We start from the raw sequence: 23,774 nt of genomic DNA, 5'->3' as shown, positions 1-23,774 counted from the left end.
CGAGGTGACCCTCCGTGGGCGCGCGGGCGACCGCCGTCCGGTTCAGGCGTGCACGACGACGCTCGCTCGCGCTCCGGGAGCCGCGACCCGCAGCCAGTCCTCGGCACGTGCGACGACCTCGTCCCGGACCTCGGCCTCGGCCAACCGGGCCGCAGGGTGCGGCGGGCCGAGCGTGCCCGTCAGGCTCCCCGTGCTGTCGCCGGCGGACCCCGCCGGCGCGAGCGGCCGCACGTCCACCCGCGCGACGGCCTCATCCGCCGTGGCGTCGACGGTCCACGTCCACGTGCCGGCCACGCGGCCGTCGACGAGCACCGTGGCGGCCACCTGCCCGTTGATGCTCACGACCTGCTTCACGGCGACCGCGCCGAGGACGCGGGTGCGGTCGTCGTGCGCGAGCACGAGGTTGTCGAAGTCCGCGGCGAGCACCACGGGGACGGGCTCGTGGCCGGGCGGGCGCGGGGCGTCGGGAAGGTCGAACAGCTCGACACCCCGCGGCGCACCGGTGCTCCCGACCGCTGTCGAGCCGGGTCCCGGCCGGCTCGTCCCTGGTCGCGCGGTCGCCGGTCGGGCCGGACCGGTGAACGTCACGAGCTCGGGCCGGAGCGCCTCGACCGCCGGGCGCAGCCGCGTGAGCCCGGACCACCGCTGGACGTCGGCGACCGCGGCGGGGCCGAACGCCGCGAGGTAACGGCGCACGAGTCGCACGCGCGCGGCGAGCACGGCGTCCGGGTCGCTCGCCGTCGCGACGGCGTCGAGCTCGTCGACGGACCGGTGCGTCGGACCGCCGAGCCACGCGTGCGCCGTCGTCCACGTCGTGGTGGTGCCCGGCCCGTTCGCGCCCCACAGGCCCCGCGGCGGGACCTGGACGAGCGGGAGGAGGCACCGCGCGCCGTACGCGAGGTGCTTCGGGTCGACGTCCCGCCAGCGCTCGGCGAGACAGCGCCCCAGCGCCACGGACGTGAGCGGCTCGGCGAGCAGGTCCGTGGCGACCTGCTCGAGCTCGCCGAGGTCGACGTCGCGCAGGGCGTCGCCGTGCTGGTTCTTCGCGCGCAGGTACGCGACGAGCGCGGGGCGTGCGTGAGCGGCGAGCTCGAACGCGTCGTCGGCGGTGACGAGATGGACCGTGCCCCGCAGCGTCGCGATCCGCACGACCGACCGGTCGAGCAGCCGCGCGCCGAGGTCGTCGGTCGCGAACCCCGGCAACCGCGACCACAGGCCGGGGTATGGCGACGACGGGACCTGCGACTGCAGCCCGACGAGATGGTCCACCTCGGCCACCACACCGACGGGCGCGGCGGACGCGGCGAGACCGGGTTCCGTGGTGGCGGGACCGGGATCAGTGGTGGCGAGACGGGGATCAGCCGGACGCCGGGGTGCCAGGTGCTGACGCGCGAGCAGAGCGCGGTTCAGCGCGTCGTGGTCCAGGCACGGGCCGTACCGCTCGTCGCTCACGTCGCGCTCCGCCGGCTCAGGACAGGACGATGGCGAGCGCGGGGATGACGAACGTCGCGAGGAGCGCGGCGACGACGATGATCGCGACGCGCCGGTTCCGCCGCTGGCGTTCGCGCGGGTCGATGGGCTGCCAGGCCACGGGCACTCCTGAGGTCGGGGATCGTGCGGCCACGACCCTACCCCGCACCCCCGACGCTCCGGCTCGCGGAGGTAGAGCCGTGGTTGCCGAGGTAGTGCCGTGGTCGTCTGACCAGGGATCTATCTCTCGAACCAGGGCTCTACGTCGGCGACCAGGGCTCTATCTCGCGGTGAGCACGTACCAGGGTGAGACGACGCCGGGAGGGGTGGGTGGGGGCGCCGCGTCGTGGCGGGTCTGGCGGGAGCCGCGAGGAACGAGCGGCGGATGGTAGACGCGGCGCCCCCGCCCACCCCGACACCCAGGACGACCATGCGCCGTCGGGCACGAGGACCGCGGTTCTACTTCGGCGGCGGGGGGCGTCAGAGGCGGCCGGCGGCCTTGAGGGCGAGGTAGGTGTCGGCGAGCCGTGGCGCGAGCTCGTCGGGCAGCGCGTCGACGACCTCGACGCCCTTCTGCCGTAGGACCGTCGTGACCGCGGCGCGCTCGATCTCGCCGCGTGCCGCGGCGGCGGCGTCGTAGACCTCCGCGGTGCCGCTCCGGTCCGCGCGCAGCTCCGCCACCTCCGGGTCGCCCGCCGCGGCGAGGACCACCTGGTGCTTCGACGTGAGCTGACCGACGACGGGCAGCAACCCCGTCTCGACCGCCGCGGCGTCGAGCGTCGACAGGAGCACGACGAGAGCGCGCTGGGACAGCCGCTCCTGGACGGCGCCGACGAGGCCTGGCCAGTCGGTCTCGAGGAGCGCGGGCTCGAGCGGGGCGAGGGCGTCGGCCATCGCGGGCATGAGGCGCGGACCCGCGGCCCCGGCGACCCGGGCCCGGACCGTGCGGTCGAAGGCGATCAGCTCGACCCGGTCGCCCGCGCGGCCCGCGAGCGCCGCGAGGAGCAGCGCCGCCTCGATGCTCGCGTCGAGCCGGGGCTCGTCGCCGAGGCGCGTGGCGGACGTCCGCGACGTGTCGACGACGATGAGCACGCGGCGGTCGCGCTCGGGGCGCCACGTGCGCACGACCATGTCGCGGCCCCGCGCGGACGCGCGCCAGTCGATGGAGCGCACGTCGTCGCCGATGACGTACTCGCGCAGCGAGTCGAACTCCGTGCCCTCGCCGCGCACCTGCACCGCGGCTCGGCCGTCCATCTCGCGCAGGCGCGCAAGACGGCTCGGCAGGTGCCGCCGGGACGCGAACTCGGGCAGGACCCGCAGGCGTCCGGGCACCGGGATCGACGCCTGACGTGCCGCGAGGCGCAGCGGCCCGAAGGAACGGATCGTCACGCGGTCGGCCACGCGCTCGCCGCGCCGTGTCGGGACCAGCACCGTCACCGCGCGCGTCGCCTCGCCGGGCGGCAGGTCGACCGCGTGGCGGTTGACCTGCGCGCCCGCGGACGGCGGCCACGCGTCGCGCACGAGCGCGCGCAGGCGTCGCGGCGCGAGGTTGGTCAGGGTCAGGGTCGACGCCGTGCGGTCGGTGAGGCGGACCGAGCCCGGCACGCGCCGCTCGATCGCGACGCGCCGCGGCGAGGCGGCGAGCGCGACGTCGACCGAGCACGCGGCGGCGACGAGCAGCGCCCACACGAGCACCGTGCCCGCCACGGGGAACAGCAGCACGGGCACGAGGCCGAGCGCCACCAGCACGACGGCGCGCCACGTCAGGGCCACGTCGCGCGCCTCAGCGGGGGACGGGCACGGACGCGAGGACCGTGTCGAGCACGCTCTCCGCGGTGACGCCCTCGAGCTCGGCCTCGGGCCGCAGCTGCACGCGGTGGCGCAGCGTGGGGTGCGCGAGGGCCTTGACGTCGTCGGGCGTCACGTAGGAGCGGCCGGACAGCCACGCCCACGCGCGCGACGTCGCGAGGAGCGCCGTGGCACCGCGCGGCGAGACGCCGAGCGACAACGACGGCGAGTGGCGCGTCGCGCGGCACACGTCGACCGCGTAGCCGAGCACCTCGCGCGCGACCTGCACGCGCGCGACCTCCGCACGTGCCTGGTCGAGGACTTCCCGCGCCGCGACGGGCCGCACGCCGGCACCGGCCAGGTCGCGCGGGTCGAAACCGGCGGCGTGCCGGGCGAGGACCTCGACCTCCTGCTCGCGCTCGGGCAGCGGCAGCACGACCTTGAGGAGGAAGCGGTCGAGCTGGGCCTCGGGCAGGGGGTACGTGCCCTCGTACTCGACGGGGTTCTGCGTCGCGATGACGAGGAACGGGTCGGGCAGGGGGCGCGGCGTCCCGTCGACGGAGACCTGACGCTCCTCCATCGCCTCGAGGAGCGACGCCTGGGTCTTCGGGGGCGTGCGGTTGATCTCGTCGGCGAGGAGCAGGTTCGTGAAGACGGGGCCCTCGCGGAACGAGAACTCGGCCGTGCGCGCGTCGTACACGAGCGAGCCCGTGACGTCGCCCGGCATGAGGTCGGGCGTGAACTGCACGCGCTTGGTGCCGAGGTCGAGCGACGCCGCGAGGGTGCGCACGAGCAGCGTCTTGGCGACGCCGGGCACGCCCTCGAGCAGGACGTGGCCTTTGCACAGCAGGGCGATGAGCAGGCTCGTCACGGCGCCGTCCTGCCCGACGACGGCCTTGCCCACCTCGGTGCGCACCGTGGCCAGGGCCTGGCGCAGCTCGAGCGACGGCGCGGGCGGCGCACCGTGCACGGCCGTGGGCGCCGGCGTGGGCGCGGGCGGCCGCGGTGCGGGCGTCTCCGGCGCGTACGGCTGCGAGGAGCCCGACGGCGCGGTGCCGTACGGGCCAGGCTGTGCGCCGGGGCCTGGTGCGGGGGCGTAGCGGTCGGGCTGGGGCGGCGTGCCGTCGTGGCCGTCGGGGTGCTGCGTCACGAGTGGTAGACCTCGCTCTCGATCTGGTCAAGGTGACGCGCGAGCTCGAGCAGCGCCGCGTCGTCGGCGGGTGGGGGTCCGTACAGCAGGTGGGTGAGCTGGTCGGGCGGTCGCCCGGTCGCGCGGGCGACGGCGTCGACGAGGGACGCCGCGTCGGCCGAGCGGGGCAGGCCGAGGCGCCCGGCGAGCCGGTCCGCCGCGCTCGCGCGCAGCCCTGCGGCGGCGTGCCCGCGGGACCCGGCGCGACGGTAGAGCCGTCCGCGCCCGCGCGTCGTCTCCGACGCGCGGACCACGACCGGGAGGTCCTCGGTGACGAGAGGGCCGAGCCGCCGCCCGCGCCACAGGGCGACGACGAGCACGAGGACGAGGAGCTGGAGCGCGACGACGCCCGTCCACGGGGGCAGCGCGAGGGCGGGCTGCTCGTCACCACCGGACAGCGTGGCGTCGAACGGGTCGGGGACCAGCCAGACGAGACGCTCGTCCGCGCCGAGCGTCCAGAGCGCGAGCGCCGCGTTGCCGTCCTCGGTCACCGTGTCGTTGCGCAGGACGGACGCGGTGTCCACGGCGCGCACGGTGCGGCCACCGGTCTCGTGGACGACGTAGGCGCCGGCGGTCGTGTCGGTGGGGGAGGGGAAGCACACGACCGTGCTCGCCCCGGCACCGGTCAGCGCGAAACCGACGCCGTCCGAGCGGATCCCCTCGGCGGCCTGCGCCGCGGGGTCCTCGCACCGCGGCTCGCGCACCGCGGAGCCGTCAGGCCAGTCGTACACGAGCTCTGCCGCCCCATCGGTCGCGCGCGAGAGGAGGTACTCGTTCGGCGCGATCAGCACGAGGTCCGCCGCGGTCGCGACGAGCGCGTCGGCCTGCTCGTCGAGGAGGAAGTCGCTCTGCGCGACGAGGAGCGTCGTGCCGTCGCCGGTCGCGGCGACGGCGTCGGCCACGGTCTGCACGTACGTCACGTCCACGCCGCGGTCGCGCAGGACCTCCGCGACGGCGCGACTGCCTCCCGGACCGGGGTTGTCGGGCGCGAGCGGGGTGCTCGACGTCGCCGGTCGGGCGAGGGCGGACAGGCCGGCGAGCGCCAGGAGCACGACGAGGACCGTGACGGGCCAGCGCACGCGCCGCCAGCGGCCGCGGACGCGAGAGCCCGCGGTGGTGCCGTCGCCCACGACGGGGACGTGCGCCGTCGTCACCGAGCGGGGCCCGCCGCCCGTCGCGGAGAACGTGCCCGTGCCCGCTGCGGCGGTGGGGGCGGCCGGGGGAGGGGGCGCTGCCGCGCTCACGCGTCGTCACCCGCGGGGTTCGCACCGGTCGTGGCGAGCCCCGACCGCAGCACGGGGCGCGTCGCGCGCGTCTCCTCGTCGAGTGCGCGCAGGAACGCGTCGGCCTCGGGCCCGACGATGGTCATGCCGTACACGACGTCGTCGAACAGGTCCGCGCCGCGCACCAGCGCGTCCGCGACGTCGGGCAGCCGCTCGCCCGCAGCCCTGGCGGCTTCCCAGGCGGTGCGGCCGGGCCGTACCTCGAGGATGGCTCGCTCCTCGAGCGAGCGCACGACGGCGCGAAAACGTTCGAGGACTGCTGTCGACCAGTCGCCCACGGCCGCGGCACGGTCGGCTGCGGCGTGCATCTCGGCCGCGGTCCGCACGTCGTCGTCCAGCACGACGGCGGATCCGGGCGCCTTGCGCGACAGGCGCACCGGCCCGGCGACCCGGTACGCGATCGCGGCGACGAGGAGGACGAGGGCGACGACGACGAGCGCCACCCAGGGTGTCGGGAGGTCGAGGGCCGGGGCGCCGTCGAAGAGGCCGGTCAGCCACTCGAGGAAGCGGGCCAGCAGGGACGGGTCCGTGCTGTACTCCGGCTTCGCGAGCTCCTCGACGACCCAGCGTCGCGCCTCGTCGGCGTCGGGCTCCACCGGGATGTCGGCGGCGAGCAGGCTGAGGGTCATGCCGCGGGCTGCTCGCTCGCTGCCGCGGCGAGCTCGACGTCGAGGCCCTCGCGCCGCATCCGCACGTCGATGTACAGCAGGGCGACGACGCTGCCCAGGAAGAGGGTCAGGGCGATCGTCGACACCGCGACCCCGAGGGTCATGACGAGGTTGCCGACGAACACCTGACCGGCGCCCAGCGCGATGCCACCCACGAGGCTGAACGGCGTGATGAGGATCTGCGTGACGACGTAGATCGCGACGTAGGCGAGCAGGTAGATGCCGAAGAGGCGCCAGAACGACCCGCGCGAGAGGCGCCACACGCGGGTCACCGTGGCCCAGAACGGCTGACCCTCGAGGGCGAGCGCGGGCGGCACCAGCCCGGTCCGCACCCCGACCCACACCACGAGCACGAGATAGGCGGGGATCGCGAGGAGGATCGAGATGCCGCCGAGCGCCGGGTCGACCGAGAACGCGAGGACCGCGAGCAGCACGAGCGTCGTGACGAGCAGGGTCGACGCCAGGGCGAGGAGCAGCGTGAAGCCGATGAGGAACCACGCGCGTCGCCCGACCTGCGACCAGACCTCCCCGACGCTCGCCCGGCGGCCGATGACGGACTGGCCGATGGAGACCGTGAGGAGGCCGCTGACGATCGGCGTCGCGAGCGCCGTGGTGATCGCCGTCCCGAAGAGCGTCGAGTAGAGGGTGGCGAACTGCGACTCCATCCCGCCGAGCCCGGCGTCGGACGGCAGGGCGAAGAACAGGTCCGCGACGTAGCCCGAGAACGCGTACCCGATCAGCGCCCCCAGGATCGTCGCCGCGACGACGACGATCGTCGTCATGCCGAGCATCACGCGCGGGTTGTGGCGGATCGCGCCGAACGACCCGTCGAAGATCTCGCCGAGCGTCAGGGGTCGGAGCGGGACGATCCCGGGCTTCGAGGCGGGCGGCACGTACGGGGCACCACCGAACCCGGCCGGCGGTCCGTACCCGGGCTGGCCGTACTGGCCCTGTCCGTACTGGGGCTGGCCGTACTGGCCTTGTCCGGACTGGGGCTGGCCGTACTGGCCTTGTCCGGACTGGGGCTGGCCGTACTGCGGCTGGCCGTACTGACCCTGCCCGTACTGGGGCTGGCCGTACTGGCCCGGCTGCCCGTACCGGGGCTGTTCGGGCGGTGAGCCGGCCGCAGGGCCGTATCCCGGCTGCCCGTACGAGGGCGTGCCCCAGCCGGACGACCCCGGCTGCGCGACGCCCGGGGCGGGGGTGGTTCCCCGCTCGACCGGCGCGTCCGGCGCGGCTCCGTCCGGTGTGCCGGGGGCGTCAGGTGTGCTCATCGGGGCTGTCGTCCTCGCTCGTCGTCTGAACGTCGTCTGCGCATCGTTCGCTGGTTGTCCCGCTCATGTCCTGCTCGAACGCCTCGGGGACGCGACGCGGCACCGCTGGCGAGGCCACCCTAGTACGGGCCCCCGACCCGTGGCGGGGCGCGCCCGCCGGTACCGACGCCCCGCGATGGCAAGATGTGCGCATGAAGGTTCGCGTGCTCGTGGTCGACGACGACACCGCCCTGGCGGAGATGATCGGCATCGTGCTGCGCTCGGAGGGTTTCGAGCCGGTGTTCTGCGCGGACGGAGACCTCGCGCTGGAGACGTTCCGCAACGCGCAGCCCGACCTCGTGCTGCTCGACCTCATGCTCCCGGGCAAGGACGGCACGGAGGTGTGCCGACTCATCCGGGCGGAGTCGGGCGTCCCCGTCATCATGCTCACGGCCAAGAGCGACACGGTCGACGTCGTGCTCGGTCTGGAGTCGGGCGCGGACGACTACATCTCGAAGCCGTTCAAGCCCAAGGAGCTCGTGGCCCGGATCCGGGCGCGCCTGCGCCGGACCGACGAGCCCGCGCCGGAGCATCTCGCGATCGGCGACGTCGAGATCGACGTCACCGGGCACCGCGTGCTGCGCGGCGGGGAGGCGATCGCGCTCACCCCGCTCGAGTTCGACCTGCTCGTCGCCCTCGCGCGCAAGCCGTGGCAGGTGTTCACGCGCGAGGTCCTGCTCGAGAAGGTCTGGGGCTACCGGCACGCCGCGGACACGCGGCTCGTCAACGTCCACGTCCAGCGCCTGCGGTCGAAGATCGAGCACGACCCGGAGAACCCCGAGATCGTGCTCACCGTCCGCGGCGTCGGGTACAAGGCGGGCGCGGCGCGCACGTGAGCACCACGGCCGGCACGGGCGCGCGGCGACGCGGTGCGTGGACCCGGCTGCGGGTCCGCCTGCGGGCCGCCGTGCGCCGGGCCGTGTGGCGGTGGCGCTCGTCGATGCAGCTGCGGGTGGTCACCTCGGCGCTCGTCGTCGGCGTCGTCGTGGTGGCGGCGCTCGGCGCGTACCTGTCGGACTCGATGCGCGACGGCCTGTTCGAGCGCCGTCTCGCCGAGATCGACGTAGAGAGCGCGCAGTCCACGGCGCAGGCACGGCGCACGCTCGACGCGTCGCCCGCCGCGAGCGTCTCCGAGGCCCAGTCGTTGCTGTACGACCTCTACTCGATGCTCCTGTACAGCGGCTCCGCGTCGCGCGAGGTCTTCCTGTGGCGTGCCGAGGACGACCCGTCCGCGCTGCTCGACCTCTCGTCGAACAACCAGCTCGACGGGCTCGTCTCGCCCGAGATGCGCGAGCAGACGCTCGCGGCGGACGGCGGGCAGAAGCGCCAGTCGGTGGCGATCCCGCTGGACCCGTCGGACCCAGGCTCGGCGGTGGTCCCGGGCGTCGTCGTCGGCTCGACGGTCGAGGTGCCGCTGGGCGGGACGTACGAGCTCTACTACCTCTACGACCTCGAGGCCGACCAGGAGACGCTGTCCTTCCTGCAGTCGGTGCTGCTCGTCGGGGCGCTGGTCCTGCTCGCCCTGCTCGTCGGCATCACCGCGCTCGTGACGCGCCAGGCCGTCGTCCCCGTGCGGCACGCCGCGCGCGTCGCGGAGCGGCTCGCGGACGGGCACCTCGACGAGCGTCTGCCCATCAAGGGGCACGACGAGATGGCCTCGCTGGCGCGCACCTTCAACGAGATGGCGCACAGCCTCCAGGAGCAGATCGAACGCATGGAGGAGCTCTCGATGCTCCAGCGTCGCTTCGTCTCCGACGTGTCGCACGAGCTGCGCACCCCTCTCACGACGATCCGCATGGCGTCGGAGGTGCTGCACTCCTCGCGCGAGGAGTTCGACCCGGTCTCGCGGCGCTCGACCGAGCTGCTGCAGGCCCAGCTCGACCGGTTCGAGGACCTGCTCGCGGACCTGCTGGAGATCAGCCGGTTCGACGCCGGGGCGGCCGTCCTCGACGCCGAGCGTCGGGACGTGCGCGACGTCGTCAACGCCGCCGTCGACCACGCCGCGCCGGTCGCGGAGCGCAAGGGCGTGTGGCTCTCGGTGCACCTCGGGGACGAGCGCCTGACGGCGGACGTCGACCCGCGGCGCGTCGAGCGCATCGTGCGCAACCTCGTCGTCAACGCGATCGAGCACGCGGAGGAGAAGCCGGTGGAGATCACCGTCGAGGGCGACGGGCACGCGATCGCGGTGGTCGTCCGCGACCACGGGGTGGGCATGACACCCGACGAGGTCCAGCACGTGTTCGACCGGTTCTGGAGGGCGGACCCCGCGCGCGCCCGGACGACCGGCGGCACCGGGCTCGGCCTCGCGATCTCGCTCGAGGACGCCCACCTGCACGGCGGCTGGCTCGAGGCATGGGGCCGGCCCGCGCGCGGGGCGAGCTTCCGCCTCACGCTGCCGCGGCGCGCCGGCATCCGGCTCCAGTCGTCGCCGCTCCCGCTGGTCTCCGAGGTGACCGGCGACCGGGGCCTCGGCAGCGGGTGGAGCGCGCACGCCGCCGTCGTCGAGGACGTCGACGGGACCGTCGGGCCTGCCGACCTCCCGTCGGTCACCGGGGGGATCCCCGTGGTGATCCCTGCGTCGGTCCCCAGCTCCGACGACCCCAGCTCCGACGACCGCAGCCCTGACGACCGCAGCCCTGACGACCGCAGCCCTGACGACCGCAGCCCTGACGACCGCGCCGCCCGCGCCCGCCGCGACGGCGTGGACGAACCGTCCGGACCGGCGGGCCACGACTCCACCGTGCGTGAGGGCGGGCGATGAACGGGGCCCGCGTGACGAGGCACCGGTCGCGGCGCGCGGCGCTCGCGGCCCTCGTCGTGGCGCTCGTGGCCGGGCCCGTCGCGGCGTGCGCGTCCATCCCGACGTCGGGTCCGGTGATGGACGGCGAGACGGTCCTGTCCCAGCGCGGCCCGGTCTTCGTGCGTGCGGACGCCCCGCGCCAGGACGCGCTGCCCGAGCAGATCGTGCGCGGCTTCCTCGCGGCCCAGGCCGAGGGCGCGTCCGGCTCGTTCGACGTGGCCACGCAGTACCTGACGCCGGAGACCGCCACGACGTGGTCCCCGCTCGCGCAGGTCGCGGTGCTGGGCGCCGAGCCGGAGCTGGTGGTCGACGACTCGCGCGCCGAGGAGGGGGTCGCGACCGTGCGCGCGACCGCCGACGTCGTCGGCACGGTCGACGCCCACGGCGTGTACACCGAGGAGGTCCCCGGGACGACGACGGACCTCGTGTACGGGCTCGTGCGCGACGACGAGGGGCAGTGGCGCGTCGACACGACGGACGACGGTCTCGCGGTCTCGGCGACGAACTTCGTGCAGACGTACCGTGCGACCGACCTGTACTTCCCGACGCCCGACCGTCGCTACCTCGTGCCCGACGCCCGGTGGTTCCCGAGCCGGAACTGGCAGACGCTCGCGGTGCGCGAGACGCTGGTCGGCCCCGTCCCGTGGCTCGCTGGGTCGGTGACGACGGTGGCCCCCGAGGGGACGGCGCTGAGCATCGACTCGGTCACCGCGCCCCCGTCCGGTCCCGTCGAGGTGCCGCTCACGGACGCCGTCTCCGGGACCTCCGCCGAGGACCGTGCCGTCCTCGTGGCACAGCTGGGCGCGTCGCTGGGCAACCCGTCGGCGCGCGAGGTGCAGATCACGGTCGAGGGCGTGCCCCTCGCCGCCGTGGACGAGACCACGGCGCGGCCGGCGACGACCCCGAACGACCCCGTCGTCCTCGCGGGCGACCAGGTGACCAGCATCGTCGGCCGGTCCACGCAGCCTTTGGAGTCCGTCGCCCCGCTCACCGGCCTGCAGCCGACGGCGCTGGCGTTCACCGGGTCGTCCTCCGACGCGACGTTCGTCGTGCGCGACGGGTCGCGCCGCCTCGTGACCGCGCCGACCGCGGACACCGAGCCCGTCCTTCTCATGGAGGGGCAGAACCTCCTCGCGCCGAGCGTCGACCGCTTCGGCCTCGTGTGGAGCGGGCCGCAGGAGCAGCCGGGGTCGCTCCGGGTCGCCGACCTCGAGGGGACCGTCTCGGAGGTGGCCGCACCGTGGCTCGACGGCCGGACCGTCATGTCCGTCCGGGTCGCGCCCGACGGCGCGCGGATCGCCGTCGTGAGCGCGACGGGGACGGGGCTCCAGGTCCACGTCGCGGGGGTCCTGCGGGACGAGGACGGCCTGCCGACCGAGCTCTCCGAGCCGGTGCGGGTCGGGCAGCCGATCGTCGCGGCGACCCAGGTGGTCTGGGTCGACCGGACGACGCTCGGCGTGCTCGGCCGGTCGAGCGGCGACACCGCGCCGGTGGTCCACCTCGTGCCCGTCGGCGGTCCGACGAGGCAGGCGTCCGAGCTCGAGGACGCCGTCTCGCTCGCTTCCGGGACCGGCGTCGGCACGATGCTCCTCGGGACGAGCGAGGGCAGTCTGTACGCGGCGGGGTCCTCCTCGCTGTGGACGCGGGTCGCGACCGAGGTGCGGCTCCCGACGTATCCGGGCTGAGGCGCCGTCGCGGGCCGTCCACAGGCCCGGCAGAGCGCGGCTCGTCCACAGGCGTCCGGGTGAGGCGCGCCCCGAAGCACCCGGCCGGCAAGGATGCGGCGATGAGCAGTCGACCCGACCGGGCGCGGACCGCCCGCGCCGTCGTGGTGCGCGGCGTGCGCGACCTCGCACGCCTCGCGCTCCCCGTGACGTGCCCTGCCTGCCGCACGCCGGACGTCCGCTGGTGCTCACCCTGTCTTGCCGTGCTGAGCGCCCCGCCGTGGCGGTGCGAGGCCACCGCGCCACGGCTCGACCGGCTCGACGACGTCGACCCGCTCCCGGTGTGGGCGCTCGCGGACTACGCGGGCGGGCTGCGCGACGTCGTCGTGGCGTGGAAGGACCGCGGCCGTGCGGACCTCGACGCGCCGCTGCGTGCGGCGGCCCGGCGTGCGGGCGAGCGTCTGCGCCCCGTCCTCGCTCCCGCCGGACCGGTCCTCGTCGCGGCCGCACCCACGAGCAGGACCGCGCGCCGGACGCGCGGTCGTGACCCGGTGGCAGGGCTCGCGGACGCGTTCGCCGCAGGGCTGGGTGCGCCGGCCCGCTCCGCGCACCTCCTCGTCCAGCACGGGCGTGCACGAGACCAGGTGGGGCTCGGGTCGCGCGCCCGCGGCGACCGGCTCCGTGCCGTGGAGCTCGCGCGCGGGCCACGGGTGCGACGCGTCCTGGGGGCCGCGCCGTCGGTCCTCGTGGTCGACGACGTGCTCACCACCGGCGCGACGCTCGCCGCGTGCGAGACGGCGCTCGCCGGAGCGGGGATCCCCGTCCTCGGGGCGTTCGTCCTCGCCGCGACACCGTCTCCGCGGCGGGCACCGTGACGGCTCGTGGCGCCGTCGTGCGGGTCCCGGGCCGACCGACGAATGTCCCGGTGTTCACCTTCCGTTGGGACTGCCGACACCCGGCAGCGGGGGTTACGCTGAGGGCCAGTCGCCGCGGGGACCGGGTGCACAGGACACCTGTGCTGGTCGCCGCGCGAGCCCGCCGAGCGGGGCGCCCCGGCGTCGCAAGGAGGTGGTAGACCACCGGCACCGATCACGGTGCCCTACCAGATCCGGACCGACGCTCGAGGAACGGGCGTCGCTACCCTCGTGGAGGCTCACATGGAGATCGTCGTCGTCGGCAGGCACACCGAGGTGGCCGACCGCTTCCGCCAGCACGCGGAGGACAAGCTCGCCAAGGTCCAGCAGCTCGCGCCCACGGCGCAGCGCGTGGACGTCGAGGTCACCCACGAGAACAACCCCAGGCTCTCCGGGGTCCGCGAACGCGTCGAGCTCACGGTCCGCGCCAAGGGGCCCGTCGTGCGTGCCGAGGCAGCGGCCGACGACCGGTTCGGCGCCCTCGACCTCGCGATGGAGAAGCTCGCCGAGCGCCTGCGCCGCGTGCGGGACCGTCGCAAGGACCACCGGAGCCACACCGTCGTGCCGCCCGTCGACGTCCGTCCCTACGACCCCGTGGCGCACTCCGCGCCGGCCGCACCCACGCCGACGGCCCCCACCGAGCCCGGCGAAGCGGTCGAGACGCCCCTGGGCGACGGCGACTCGCCGGTCGTGATCCGGCAGAAGCTGCACAGCGCCGAGCCCATGACCGTCGACGACGCGCTCTACGAGATGGAGATGGTCGGCCACGACTTCTTCCTCTTCGTCGACGTCGAGACCGCGCGCCCGTCGGTGGCGTACCGGCGACGCGGCTGGACCTACGGCGTCGTCGCGCTCGACACGTCGTGCGACTGCGCCGAGGCGAAGGTCGAGAAGTCCGCCTGACTCCTCGGAGGTGAGGGGGCGCTCGTCGCCTCCGGACGAGGTGAGGGTGGGCGCGCGCGACCTACCATCCGCCCGCTCGTTCCTCGCGGGCTCCCGCCAGACCCGCCACGGTCGCGCGCGCCCACCCTCACCTCGTCCTCTGCTGCCCACCCTCACCTCGTCGTCCGCCCGGCTTTCCGGTCGGCGAGCTGCGAGATAGAACCGCAGGTCTCGACGTAGAACTCCACGAGCTCTACGTCGAGACCTGCGGTTCTATCTTGGCGACCGTTCGGTCGCGGACCGAGAGGCGTGTGGGTGGGGGCGGGCAGGATCGGGGGGTGGTCACTGTCGAGACGATGTCGTTGTCCCAGGCCCGGCGGGTCGCGCTCGCGGCGCAAGGGCTGCACCGGCCGCGCCCCTTCGGAGGTGCCGGGGGAGAGGGACGCGCGGGAGCGCCGACGATGCGGCACGTGCAGGGTGTGGTCGACCGGCTCGGGCTGCTGCAGATCGACTCGGTGAACGTGCTCGCCCGGGCGCACCTCATGCCGCTGTACGCGCGGATCGGGCCGTACGACACGGCGCTGCTGGATCGCGCGGCCGGACGGGCGCCGCGCCGTCTCGTGGAGACGTGGGCGCACGTCGCGTCGTACGTGCCGCCGTCGACGTGGCCGTTGCTCGAGTGGCGCCGCCGTCGCTACCGCACGGAGGCGTGGGGGACGATCAGCGCCGTCGAGATGAGCCACTCGGAGACCGTGGAGGACGTGCGGCGTCTCGTGACCGAGCGAGGACCGGTCACGGCGAGCGAGGTGCACGCGATCCTCGAGGAGGAGGGGCGCGCCCACCCGCGGGACAGGTCGCAGTGGGGCTGGAACTGGACCGTCGCCAAGCGAGCGCTCGAGTTCCTCTTCTTCACGGGCGAGATCACGTCGGCCCGGCGGAACGGCGCGTTCGAGCGCTGCTACGACCTCACCGAACGCGTCCTGCCCCCCGAGGTGGTCTCGGCAGCGCCGATCCCGGACGCCGACGCCGTCCGGCAGCTCCTCGAGATCGGGGCCCGTGCCCACGGGGTCGGGACGCTGCGCTGCTTCAAGGACTACTTCCGGCTCGCGGGACCAGCGGTGGGTACGGCGCTCGCGGAGCTCGTCGAGGCCGGGACGCTGCGGCCCGTCACCGTGCGGGGGTGGGACGAGCCGACGTACCTGCACGCCGAGGCCGCGCTGCCGCGGCGCGCGACGGCGACGACGCTGCTCAACCCGTTCGACCCCCTGGTGTTCGAGCGCACGCGCCTCGAGCGGCTGTTCGACGTGCACTACCGCATCGAGATCTACGTCCCGGCAGCGAAGCGCGTGCACGGCTACTACGTGCTCCCGTTCCTCGAGGGTGAGGTCCTCACGGCGCGCGTCGACCTCAAGGCGGACCGCCGCTCGGGTGTGCTGCGCGTGCTGTCGGCGCACCGCGAACGAGCCGCGGGCCCCGAGACGGCCGCCCGGCTCGCGGCCGAGCTGCGGGTGCTCGGCGCGTGGCTCGGAGTGCCCCACGTCGAGGTCTCGCCCGTCGGCGACCTCGCCCCGGCGCTGTCCGTCGAGGTGGCGACGTCCGCCTGAGGTGAGGTCCTCTCCCTGGCGCGGGGCGACGTCGGCCCGTCCGCACGGACACGTGCCGACGGGCGAGGTTCGTCGTCGGCGAAACGAGGGCGGGACCACGAGGCCTCCGGCTCCCCTACGATGTTGTGTGACGTTGCCGACGCCCGACCCGCGCGCCCGCGGTGAGGAGCGGCGGCCTTCCCGCGCCGTCCGGCACGGGACGCGATCGATACGGGAGTTCTGCGTGCCTTCGATCCTCGACAAGGTCCTTCGCATCGGCGAGGGCCGGATCCTCAAGAAGCTGTCCGGCATCGCCGACCAGATCAACAAGCTGGAGCCCAGCTTCGAGGATCTCACCGACGAGGAGCTCCGGGAGGAGACGGACCGCTTCAAGGCCCGCCTCGCCGACGGCGCGACCCTGGACGAGATCCTGCCCGAGGCCTTCGCGACCGTGCGGGAGGCGGCGCGCCGCACGCTCGGGCAGCGGCACTTCGACGTCCAGCTCATGGGCGGGGCCGCGCTGCACCTCGGCAACATCGCCGAGATGAAGACCGGTGAGGGCAAGACGCTCGTCGCGACGACGGCCGCCTACCTCAACGCGCTCGAGGGCAAGGGCGTGCACGTCGTCACGGTCAACGACTACCTGGCGAAGTACCAGAGCGAGCTCATGGGTCGCGTCTACCGCTTCCTCGGCCTGACGACGGGTGTGATCCTCTCGGGCCAGACGCCCGCGCAGCGCCGCGAGGAGTACGCCGCGGACATCACGTACGGCACGAACAACGAGTTCGGCTTCGACTACCTGCGCGACAACATGGCCTGGTCCACCGACGACCTCGTCCAGCGCGGCCACAACTTCGCGATCGTCGACGAGGTCGACTCGATCCTCATCGACGAGGCACGCACGCCGCTCATCATCTCGGGGCCCGCCTCGGGCGACGCGAACCGCTGGTACGGCGAGTTCGCCAAGGTCGTCCGCCGCCTGAACGGCGGGACGGACTACGAGGTCGACGAGAAGAAGCGCACCGTCGGCGTGCTCGAGCCGGGCATCGAGAAGATCGAGGACTACCTCGGCATCGACAACCTCTACGAGTCGCTCAACACGCCCCTCATCGGGTTCCTCAACAACGCCATCAAGGCGAAGGAGCTCTTCAAGAAGGACAAGGACTACGTCGTCCTCAACGGCGAGGTCATGATCGTCGACGAGCACACGGGCCGCATCCTGCCGGGCCGCCGCTACAACGAGGGCATGCACCAGGCCATCGAGGCCAAGGAGGGCGTGCAGATCAAGGCTGAGAACCAGACGCTCGCCACGATCACGCTCCAGAACTACTTCCGCCTGTACGCCAAGCTCGCGGGCATGACGGGTACCGCCGACACCGAGGCCGCGGAGTTCCAGGGCACGTACAAGCTCGGTGTCGTCCCGATCCCGACGAACCGCCCGATGCAGCGCCTCGACCAGGCCGACCTCGTCTACAAGAACGAGGACGGCAAGTTCGACGCCGTCGTCGCGGACATCGTCGAGCGGCACGCGCACGGCCAGCCCGTGCTCGTGGGCACGACGAGCGTCGAGAAGTCCGAGCTGCTCTCGGCCAAGCTCAAGAAGCAGGGCGTCCCGCACGAGGTCCTCAACGCGAAGCAGCACGCGCGCGAGGCCGCGATCGTCGCGCAGGCCGGCCGCAAGGGCGCCGTCACGGTCGCGACGAACATGGCCGGTCGAGGCACCGACATCATGCTCGGCGGCAACGCCGAGTTCATGGCGGTCGCGGACCTCGCGGCCCGCGGGCTCGACGCCGCGGAGAACGCCGAGGAGTACGAGACCGCGTGGCCCGACGCGCTCGAGAAGGCCAAGGCGGCCGTCGCGGCCGAGCACGACGAGGTCAAGGATCTCGGCGGGCTCTACGTCCTCGGCACGGAGCGCCACGAGTCCCGCCGCATCGACAACCAGCTCCGTGGGCGTTCCGGCCGTCAGGGCGACCCGGGCGAGTCCCGGTTCTACCTGTCGATGCAGGACGACCTCATGCGCCTGTTCAACTCGGGTCTCGCCGAGTCGATGATGAACCGCGCCGGGTTCCCGGACGACGTGCCGCTCGAGTCGAAGATGGTCACGCGGGGCATCGCGAGCGCTCAGGGCCAGGTCGAGTCGCGCAACTTCGAGATCCGCAAGAACGTCCTCAAGTACGACGACGTCCTGTCCCGTCAGCGCACCGTCATCTACGACGAGCGTCGCCGCGTCCTCGAGGGCGAGGACCTGCACGAGCAGGTGCAGCACTTCCTCACCGACGTGATCACCGCCTACGTCGAGGCGGCGACGGCCGAGGGCAACCCCGAGAACTGGGACCTCGACGCGCTGTGGACGGCGGTCAAGGCCGTCTACCCGATCTCGATCGAGGTCGACGAGGTCGTCGAGCAGGCCGGGGGAGCGACGCGCCTCACGCAGGAGCTCCTGCTCGAGGAGATCCTGTCCGACGCCCGCATCGCCTACGAGAGCCGCGAGGAGCAGCTCGGCGAGGCGAACATGCGCCAGCTCGAGCGTCGCGTGACCCTGTCGGTGCTGGACCGCAAGTGGCGCGAGCACCTCTACGAGATGGACTACCTCAAGGAGGGCATCGGTCTGCGCGCGATGGCCCAGCGCGACCCGCTCGTCGAGTACCAGCGCGAGGGCTACCAGCTCTTCCAGGCGATGACCGAGGCGATCAAGGAGGAGACCGTCGCGTTCCTCTTCAACCTCGAGGTCAAGGTCGCCGAGCCGGGTGCGGCTCAGGGCCAGCCCGCGGTGATCGACGCCGCGCAAGCGGCCCAGGCGGCGCAGTCCGCCGCGGGGCAGGCGCTCGGTGGGGTGGCAGGCGCCGCGTCCGCCGGTGCGTCCGCCGGGCTCGCCGCCGCGGTGCAGACCGCTGCGGCACGGACCGCTCCTGCGCCGCAGGGCGCGCCCGTCGCCGACGTGCAGGACGCCCCGGTCGAGGACGTGCCCGCCGAGGCGCCGTCGGTCGAGAAGTCGTCGGTCGACGAGCCACCCGTGCAGGCGGCTGCCGCCGAGGGTGCACCCGTCGCGGCGCCGGCCGCGTCGGGCGACCGTGCCGGCACGCTCATCGCCAAGGGCCTCGACGGTCCCGACCGGCAGGTCCCGCTCTCGTACAGCGCCCCGAGCGAGGACGGCACGGGTGCCGCGGTCGTGACGGGCGACGCGGGCCGCCGGTCGCGCCGCGCGCTGCACGGCGAGGCGACCGCCGTCGAGAGCGACGGCCGGACGTTCCCCGGCACGCCGCGCAACGCGCAGTGCCCGTGCGGCTCGGGCAAGAAGTACAAGGTGTGCCACGGCCAGAACGAGGTGTGACGGGCCGGGGTCGCTGGACGCGCCCCGACCCGCGAGCACGAGGGGTGGTCGGTTCCCGACCGCCCCTCGTGGCGTCTCCGCAGACCCGTCATGTCGACGCCGAGGGACTGCTCACCCGATCTCGAGCGCGACGACGCGCCACGTCCCGCGGCGCACCTCGAGCCGGGCGGCCGCTGCCCGGACCCTGTCGCCGTCGTCGACGACCACCGTCGCCTCGGCGACGTCCGACCCCAGGCGCAGGACGCGGGCGCGGCGGACCGTCACGGGGCGAGTCGCGGCGTCGGGCACGAGACCCGCGTCGAGCACGACCCGGGCGCGGCGCGCGAGCGCCTCGTAGATCTCGGGAGTCACCCACCGGGCGAGCTGCTGGACCGTGCGGTCACCGCGGACCACCTCGACGGCAGCTCTCACCACGGCGCAGCACAGCGGCGTCGGGTCCGGGAGCGGCACCGAGGTCGTCGGGACCATCGGGCGGCCGCGGACCACGTGCCGCGGGACACCCGCCCGAGGGTCGCGGACGTCGACGGCCGCCGCAGGCGCCTCGCCGACGCACCGGAGCAGCCGGGCACCGCTCGCGTCGGTCGGGACGCTCGTGGATCGCGCCGTCACGGCGGACTGGGGGTCGAGCACGCTCGTCGTCGTCGTCGTCATCGTCGGCTCCTTCGGTCGTTCGGGACGGTGGTCACGCCGAGGGTGCGACGAGCACCTGGCCGGGTCGGATGAGGTCGGGGTCGTCGCCGATGACGGCGAGGTTCGCCGCGTGCCACCGCTGCACGGCCGCGGCGACGTCGGCGTCGGTGGCGTCGGCGGGGAGCGACCGGGCGGCGATCCCCCAGAGCGTGTCGCCACGCAGCACCACGACCTCGGGCGCGGTCGCGGGCAGCTCGCGGGTGACGGTGAGCGCGGCGTCCCGCTCCGCGGCCGGGAGCGACGAGCCCGGGTGGTCGGGGGTCGTCGGGGCGTCCTCCGCCCCGCCGGGACGAGGAGCAGCAGCGTCGGTCGCGGGAACGGGGTGGGTGGTCGGCTCGCTGGACGCGGCGGACACGGGTCGATCGGTCCCAGGCGTCTCTCGGGGAGTGTCGACGGGGAGCGACCGCGAGGCGGCAGCGTCGTCGGCGGTCGGCACGACGGGCGTGCTGCTCGTGCCGGGCGGCGCCCCGGGGTCGACCTCCGGGGTCGACGCGCGCCATCCGAGGTCGACGGCGACGACCGGTGCGGGGGCCTCGTCCGGCCCTTCGGCCGCGTGGGCGGTCCCCGCGCCGAGGACCAGCCCGGCGCCGACGGTCATGCTCACGCCGATGCGCGCCGCCCGGCGCACGACCGCAGGGGCATGGCGGGCGACGATCCGCTCGCCGGAGGACCAGGTCCGCCCAGCCGCCCGGACGGCCACGCAGCCGATCGCCAGCGCGCAGCTGAGGGCGACCCAGGCGGCCACGAGGGCGCCGACGGCGACCGCCGCGAGCTCGAGATAGGGCTCGAACCGCGGGGTGGGCAGTGTTCCGGCGACGTGGACGGCCCGCGCCGTGAGAGCGGCCGCCGCTCCCGACATGACGGCGAGCAGGATCAGGAGCGTCCAGCCTCCGTGGGCGCTGCCGGTACGTGCGGCCGGCTCGTCGGATGCCGGTCGCGGGTCGGTTCGCCGTTCCATGAGTCCCCCTGAGGCCCGCCGCTGCAAGAATGCGGGACGCATTGATGTCTAGTGATGTCGTTTGATGGAGTTTGACGCTGCTCACCACATCTAAGTGCAGCTTGTTGTCGGTGTCCAGGGGGTTCTCGTGATGTGGACGGAGCGGACCCGTCCCGGTGCCCCGCCCGCTACCGTGTGCGCGTGCGGTGGGACGCCCTCTTCGACGACCTCGCGGCGCAGCTGGCCGCCGCCGAGCGCGCCGAGCTGACCGACGCGGTGGCGGACCTGACGCGCGCCGAGCACGCCACCGTCTCGCTCGTCGAGCGACTTCGCGGGGCGGAGGGAACCGTCACGCTCGAGCTCCGGGACGGGTCTCGGGTGACCGGTGAGGTCCGTGACGTCGCCACGGACTGGGTGCTCGTCGAGGAGCAGCAGCGTCAGCACCTCGTGCCGTCGGGGGCCGTGGCGGCCGTCACCGGGCTCGGGAGGTTCGCGCGACCCGCGACCTCGGGACGCGCGGAGCGCCTCGGTCTGGGCCACGTCCTGCGAGCCCTCATGCGGGACCGTCGGCCGGTGCAGGTGCGTGTCGACACCGCCGCGTACCCGGGATGGATCTCGCGCGTGGGCACGGACCACGTCGACCTGGAGGTCTCTCCCGGGGTGCGGCACGGGACCCGGTCGGTCCCGTACGCGGCGCTGCTGTGCGTCAGCGAATCCTGGCCGGGTGGCGCCGCACGATGACCACGACGCAGGGGGGAGCGGTCGGAGAGGCCGGAGGGGTCGATGTCGTCCGGACCGACGGCACGACGGCAGGGAGACGGCGTGCGTCAGCCGTCGAACTCTCCGGCCTCGATCCGCATGCGGGTCTGCGCGTACATGCGCTGGATGTATCCCTCGAGCTCGCTGGCCTCGACGCGCCACTGGCCACGGCCGCCGACCTGGATGGCGGGCAGCTCGCCCGACCGCACGAGCGCGTACGCCTGCGCCGCGGAGATGTTGAGCTCTTCCGTGACGTCGGCGAGGGTGAGGAAGCGCTGAGCCATGCCGCAAGTCTGGCACGGGGCCGGCGAGGCCCCGACGTTGTCCACAGCCCCTCCCGCGACGCTGCGGCAGCGACGATCATGAACCAGCGGCCGCCGGCCGCGGGCTCGAGCAGGTGCAGCACCTCGGACACGACCACGGACGGGACTCGATGACGACGACCCTGGAACGCCCCTCGCGCGACACGACGGCGACGGTTCCCCCTCCCCGCACAGCGGCCCGGCTGCGGCGGCCGACCTGGCGCGACCCGAGGCTGCTCGTCGGCCTGGTCGTCGTCGCCGCGTCCGTCGCGCTCGGGTCCTGGGCGGTCGCCGCGGCGGGGCACACGGACGCCGTGTACGCGGCCGACGGCGTGCTGACGCCCGGTGACCGGGTCGCGGCGGAGGACCTGCGCGTCGTGGAGGTCCGGCTCGGGAGCGAGACGGACGGCTACCTCCTCGCTGCCGACGGCGTCCCCGAGGACGCCGTGGTGCTCCGGACCGTCGAACCGGGCGAGCTCGTGCCGGCGAGCGCGCTGGGCGCCGCCGATGATCTCGCCCTGCGCGCCGTCGCGGTGCCCGTCACGTCAGGGCTGTCGGACCGCATCGTGGCCGGGGCCGCGGTCGACCTGTGGCACGTGCCGCCCGCGCCGTCCGCGACCGGCACGCCGGACGCTCCGGTCCCGGGGGCCGAACCTGCGGTCCTGGTCGAGGGCGTGACCGTGGCGGAGGTCGACGAGGCCGGTGGGACGTTCGTCGCCGGCGGCCCGGTGACCATCCATGTCCTCGTCGCGGCCGAGGACCTCGCCACGGTGCTCGGCGCCGTGGCGGGAGAGGGAGCTATCGCCGTCGTCCCCGTGGGCGGTGCGGGATGAGCGGGGCGACGGCGGTCGCCACGGTGCTCTGCGCGGTCCGGGGACCCTCCGAGGCCGACGTCGTCACCGCGCTCGACGCGCCGGGCCTGCAGGTCACGCGACGGTGCGCCGACGTCGTCGAGCTGCGCGCCGCGGCCGCAGCGGGTGCGGGGCAGGTGGGGGTCGTCTCGGCCGATCTTCCTGCCTTCGACCGGGAGGCGGTCGGCGAGCTCCACGCGCACGGTGTCCGCGTCGTGGGACTGGCGCCTGCCGGGTCGTGGGAGGAGAGCAGGCTGCGGGCGCTCGGGGTCGACGTCGTCGTCGATCTGACCGCGTCGGCGGACGCGCTCCGGGACGCGGTCCGTGCCGTCGTCGCGCGCCCCGCGCCGGTCGCCGTCGACCCCGAGGGCCCGCACGGTCCACCGGTCCCGGTGCCGGTCGGCGTCGTGCCGGCGCACCGGGTCGGGCGGGTCGTCGCCGTCTGGGGGCCGACGGGCGCGCCCGGCCGCACGACGGTCGCGGTGAACCTCGCCGCCGAGCTCGCCGGTCCGTCGCCGTCCCCGCGACGCGGGTCGCGGCGCGACCGTCGTCCGTCGGAGGTCGACCTGCCCCCGGTCGCGCCGACGGGCCCCGAGTCCGGGGTCCTGCTGGTCGACGCGGACACGTACGGCGGGTCGGTGGCGCAGCACCTCGGGATGCTCGACGAGTCGCCGGGGCTCGCGGCGGCCGCCCGCAGCGCGGGGCACGGAGCTCTCGACGCCGCCGGCCTCCAGGTGCTCGCGCCGACCGTCGTCCCACGACTCCAGGTCCTCACCGGGCTGGCCCGGGCCGCGCGCTGGCCGGAGCTGCCCGGGCCGTCGCTGGACGTCGTGTGGGACGTGGCGCGGTCGGTCGCGGACTGGACCGTCGTCGACTGCGGGTTCGGCATCGAGAGCGACGAGCTCCTCACCTACGACACGCGGGCTCCTCAGCGCAACGCGGCCACGCTCAGCGCGCTGGGCGCCGCGGACACGGTCGTCGTGGTCGGGGGAGCAGACCCGGTCTCCCTCCAGCGGCTCGTGCGCGCGCTCGACGAGCTGAACGACACCGGTGCCGCGGCGGGAGCGCTGCGGGTCGTCGTGGTGAACCGCGTGCGCTCCGGGGTCGTCGGGCCACGGCCCGAGCGTGCCGTGCGCGAGGCGCTGGCACGCTACGCCGGTGTGGACGACCTCCAGGCCGTCCCGGAGGACCGGTCGCTGGACCTCGCGCTGCGCGAGGGCCGGGTCCTGGCCGAGGTCGCCCCCTCGGGCCCGGCGCGTCGCGCCCTCGCGCAGCTCGCCGCGCACGTGCGGTCCGCGACGCCCGCGCCCGTGGTCGGCACCGGCCACCTCCAGACGGCACACTGAG

The 23,774-nt window shown here is 74.6% G+C and carries 20 protein-coding genes; 10 read left to right on the top strand and 10 right to left on the bottom strand.

Translation table 11 applies throughout. From position 1 onward, the window contains the following. Positions 1–42 precede the first annotated feature (42 nt). From AC4H2G_RS16475 to AC4H2G_RS16445, 7 genes are all read right to left on the bottom strand, one after another. Positions 43–1,452 (bottom strand): winged helix DNA-binding domain-containing protein, encoded by a 1,410-nt coding sequence (locus AC4H2G_RS16475; protein ID WP_494366814.1) that lies wholly within the window; start codon positions 1,450–1,452, stop codon positions 43–45. 16 nt (positions 1,453–1,468) lie between these two features. Next, a complete protein-coding gene (locus AC4H2G_RS16470; protein WP_494366813.1) occupies positions 1,469–1,591 on the bottom strand; it encodes a hypothetical protein in 123 nt (40 codons plus the stop codon). Positions 1,592–1,950: 359 nt separating this feature from the next. Continuing rightward, positions 1,951–3,243: a DUF58 domain-containing protein gene (locus tag AC4H2G_RS16465; RefSeq protein ID WP_494366812.1), complete on the bottom strand. Its 1,293-nt coding sequence runs from the start codon at positions 3,241–3,243 to the stop codon at positions 1,951–1,953. A 10-nt stretch (positions 3,244–3,253) separates the two neighbouring features. Next, on the bottom strand, positions 3,254–4,228 hold the full coding sequence (locus tag AC4H2G_RS16460) for an AAA family ATPase (protein ID WP_494367036.1): 975 nt from the start codon (positions 4,226–4,228) through the stop codon (positions 3,254–3,256). A gap of 176 nt (positions 4,229–4,404) precedes the next feature. Further along, on the bottom strand, positions 4,405–5,691 hold the full coding sequence (locus tag AC4H2G_RS16455) for a DUF4350 domain-containing protein (RefSeq protein ID WP_494366811.1): 1,287 nt from the start codon (positions 5,689–5,691) through the stop codon (positions 4,405–4,407). Then, complete coding sequence (locus AC4H2G_RS16450) at positions 5,688–6,359, bottom strand: DUF4129 domain-containing protein (protein ID WP_494366810.1); 672 nt, start codon at positions 6,357–6,359, stop codon at positions 5,688–5,690. Before AC4H2G_RS16450 ends, AC4H2G_RS16455 begins: the two co-directional genes overlap by 4 nt. After that, the gene (locus AC4H2G_RS16445) at positions 6,356–7,672 is read right to left on the bottom strand and encodes a glycerophosphoryl diester phosphodiesterase membrane domain-containing protein (protein ID WP_494366809.1); all 1,317 of its coding nucleotides are present in this window, start codon (positions 7,670–7,672) and stop codon (positions 6,356–6,358) included. The genes AC4H2G_RS16450 and AC4H2G_RS16445 overlap by 4 nt, the downstream gene beginning before the upstream one ends. A gap of 191 nt (positions 7,673–7,863) precedes the next feature. Here AC4H2G_RS16445 and mtrA point away from each other — a divergent pair, with 191 nt between their 5' ends. The 7 genes from mtrA to secA all read left to right on the top strand — a co-directional run bounded on the left by mtrA (position 7,864) and on the right by secA (position 18,888). Beyond that, positions 7,864–8,547 carry an MtrAB system response regulator MtrA gene (gene mtrA / locus AC4H2G_RS16440; RefSeq protein WP_435736671.1) on the top strand — a complete coding sequence of 228 codons (684 nt, stop codon included), beginning with the start codon at positions 7,864–7,866 and terminating at the stop codon, positions 8,545–8,547. Continuing rightward, positions 8,544–10,472: an MtrAB system histidine kinase MtrB gene (gene mtrB / locus AC4H2G_RS16435; RefSeq protein WP_494366808.1), complete on the top strand. Its 1,929-nt coding sequence runs from the start codon at positions 8,544–8,546 to the stop codon at positions 10,470–10,472. The genes mtrA and mtrB overlap by 4 nt, the downstream gene beginning before the upstream one ends. 11 nt (positions 10,473–10,483) lie before the next feature. Next, on the top strand, positions 10,484–12,196 hold the full coding sequence (locus AC4H2G_RS16430; protein WP_494366807.1) for an LpqB family beta-propeller domain-containing protein: 1,713 nt from the start codon (positions 10,484–10,486) through the stop codon (positions 12,194–12,196). A gap of 101 nt (positions 12,197–12,297) precedes the next feature. Continuing rightward, a complete protein-coding gene (locus AC4H2G_RS16425; protein WP_494366806.1) occupies positions 12,298–13,050 on the top strand; it encodes a ComF family protein in 753 nt (250 codons plus the stop codon). Between the two features lie 282 nt (positions 13,051–13,332). After that, on the top strand, positions 13,333–13,992 hold the full coding sequence (gene hpf / locus AC4H2G_RS16420) for a ribosome hibernation-promoting factor, HPF/YfiA family (protein WP_494366805.1): 660 nt from the start codon (positions 13,333–13,335) through the stop codon (positions 13,990–13,992). A 335-nt stretch (positions 13,993–14,327) separates the two neighbouring features. Then, the gene (locus AC4H2G_RS16415) at positions 14,328–15,575 is read left to right on the top strand and encodes a winged helix-turn-helix domain-containing protein (RefSeq protein WP_494367035.1); all 1,248 of its coding nucleotides are present in this window, start codon (positions 14,328–14,330) and stop codon (positions 15,573–15,575) included. A gap of 223 nt (positions 15,576–15,798) precedes the next feature. After that, positions 15,799–18,888 (top strand): preprotein translocase subunit SecA, encoded by a 3,090-nt coding sequence (secA, locus tag AC4H2G_RS16410; RefSeq protein ID WP_494366804.1) that lies wholly within the window; start codon positions 15,799–15,801, stop codon positions 18,886–18,888. 111 nt (positions 18,889–18,999) lie between these two features. On the opposite strand, the gene AC4H2G_RS16405 is transcribed toward secA, so the two are convergent. Continuing rightward, a complete protein-coding gene (locus AC4H2G_RS16405; protein WP_494366803.1) occupies positions 19,000–19,539 on the bottom strand; it encodes an Rv3235 family protein in 540 nt (179 codons plus the stop codon). 31 nt (positions 19,540–19,570) lie between these two features. Then, positions 19,571–20,536, bottom strand: coding sequence for a LysM peptidoglycan-binding domain-containing protein (locus tag AC4H2G_RS16400; protein WP_494366802.1), 966 nt, complete (start codon positions 20,534–20,536; stop codon positions 19,571–19,573). Between the two features lie 180 nt (positions 20,537–20,716). Between AC4H2G_RS16400 and AC4H2G_RS16395 the strand changes: the two genes are divergently transcribed. Further along, positions 20,717–21,256 (top strand): hypothetical protein, encoded by a 540-nt coding sequence (locus AC4H2G_RS16395; protein ID WP_494366801.1) that lies wholly within the window; start codon positions 20,717–20,719, stop codon positions 21,254–21,256. 86 nt (positions 21,257–21,342) lie between these two features. On the opposite strand, the gene AC4H2G_RS16390 is transcribed toward AC4H2G_RS16395, so the two are convergent. After that, the gene (locus AC4H2G_RS16390; RefSeq protein WP_494366800.1) at positions 21,343–21,558 is read right to left on the bottom strand and encodes a helix-turn-helix domain-containing protein; all 216 of its coding nucleotides are present in this window, start codon (positions 21,556–21,558) and stop codon (positions 21,343–21,345) included. A 149-nt stretch (positions 21,559–21,707) separates the two neighbouring features. On the opposite strand from AC4H2G_RS16390, the gene AC4H2G_RS16385 reads away from it, so the two are divergent. Both AC4H2G_RS16385 and AC4H2G_RS16380 read left to right on the top strand, forming a co-directional pair. Further along, the gene (locus tag AC4H2G_RS16385) at positions 21,708–22,409 is read left to right on the top strand and encodes a CpaB family protein (RefSeq protein ID WP_494366799.1); all 702 of its coding nucleotides are present in this window, start codon (positions 21,708–21,710) and stop codon (positions 22,407–22,409) included. Beyond that, on the top strand, positions 22,406–23,773 hold the full coding sequence (locus AC4H2G_RS16380; protein ID WP_494366798.1) for a CpaE/TadZ family protein: 1,368 nt from the start codon (positions 22,406–22,408) through the stop codon (positions 23,771–23,773). The genes AC4H2G_RS16385 and AC4H2G_RS16380 overlap by 4 nt, the downstream gene beginning before the upstream one ends. The last annotated feature ends 1 nt before the right edge of the window (position 23,774 follow it).

This window comes from Cellulosimicrobium sp. BMG9.23 (assembly GCF_059159985.1).
This window is presented reverse-complemented; position numbering and strand designations above follow the sequence as displayed.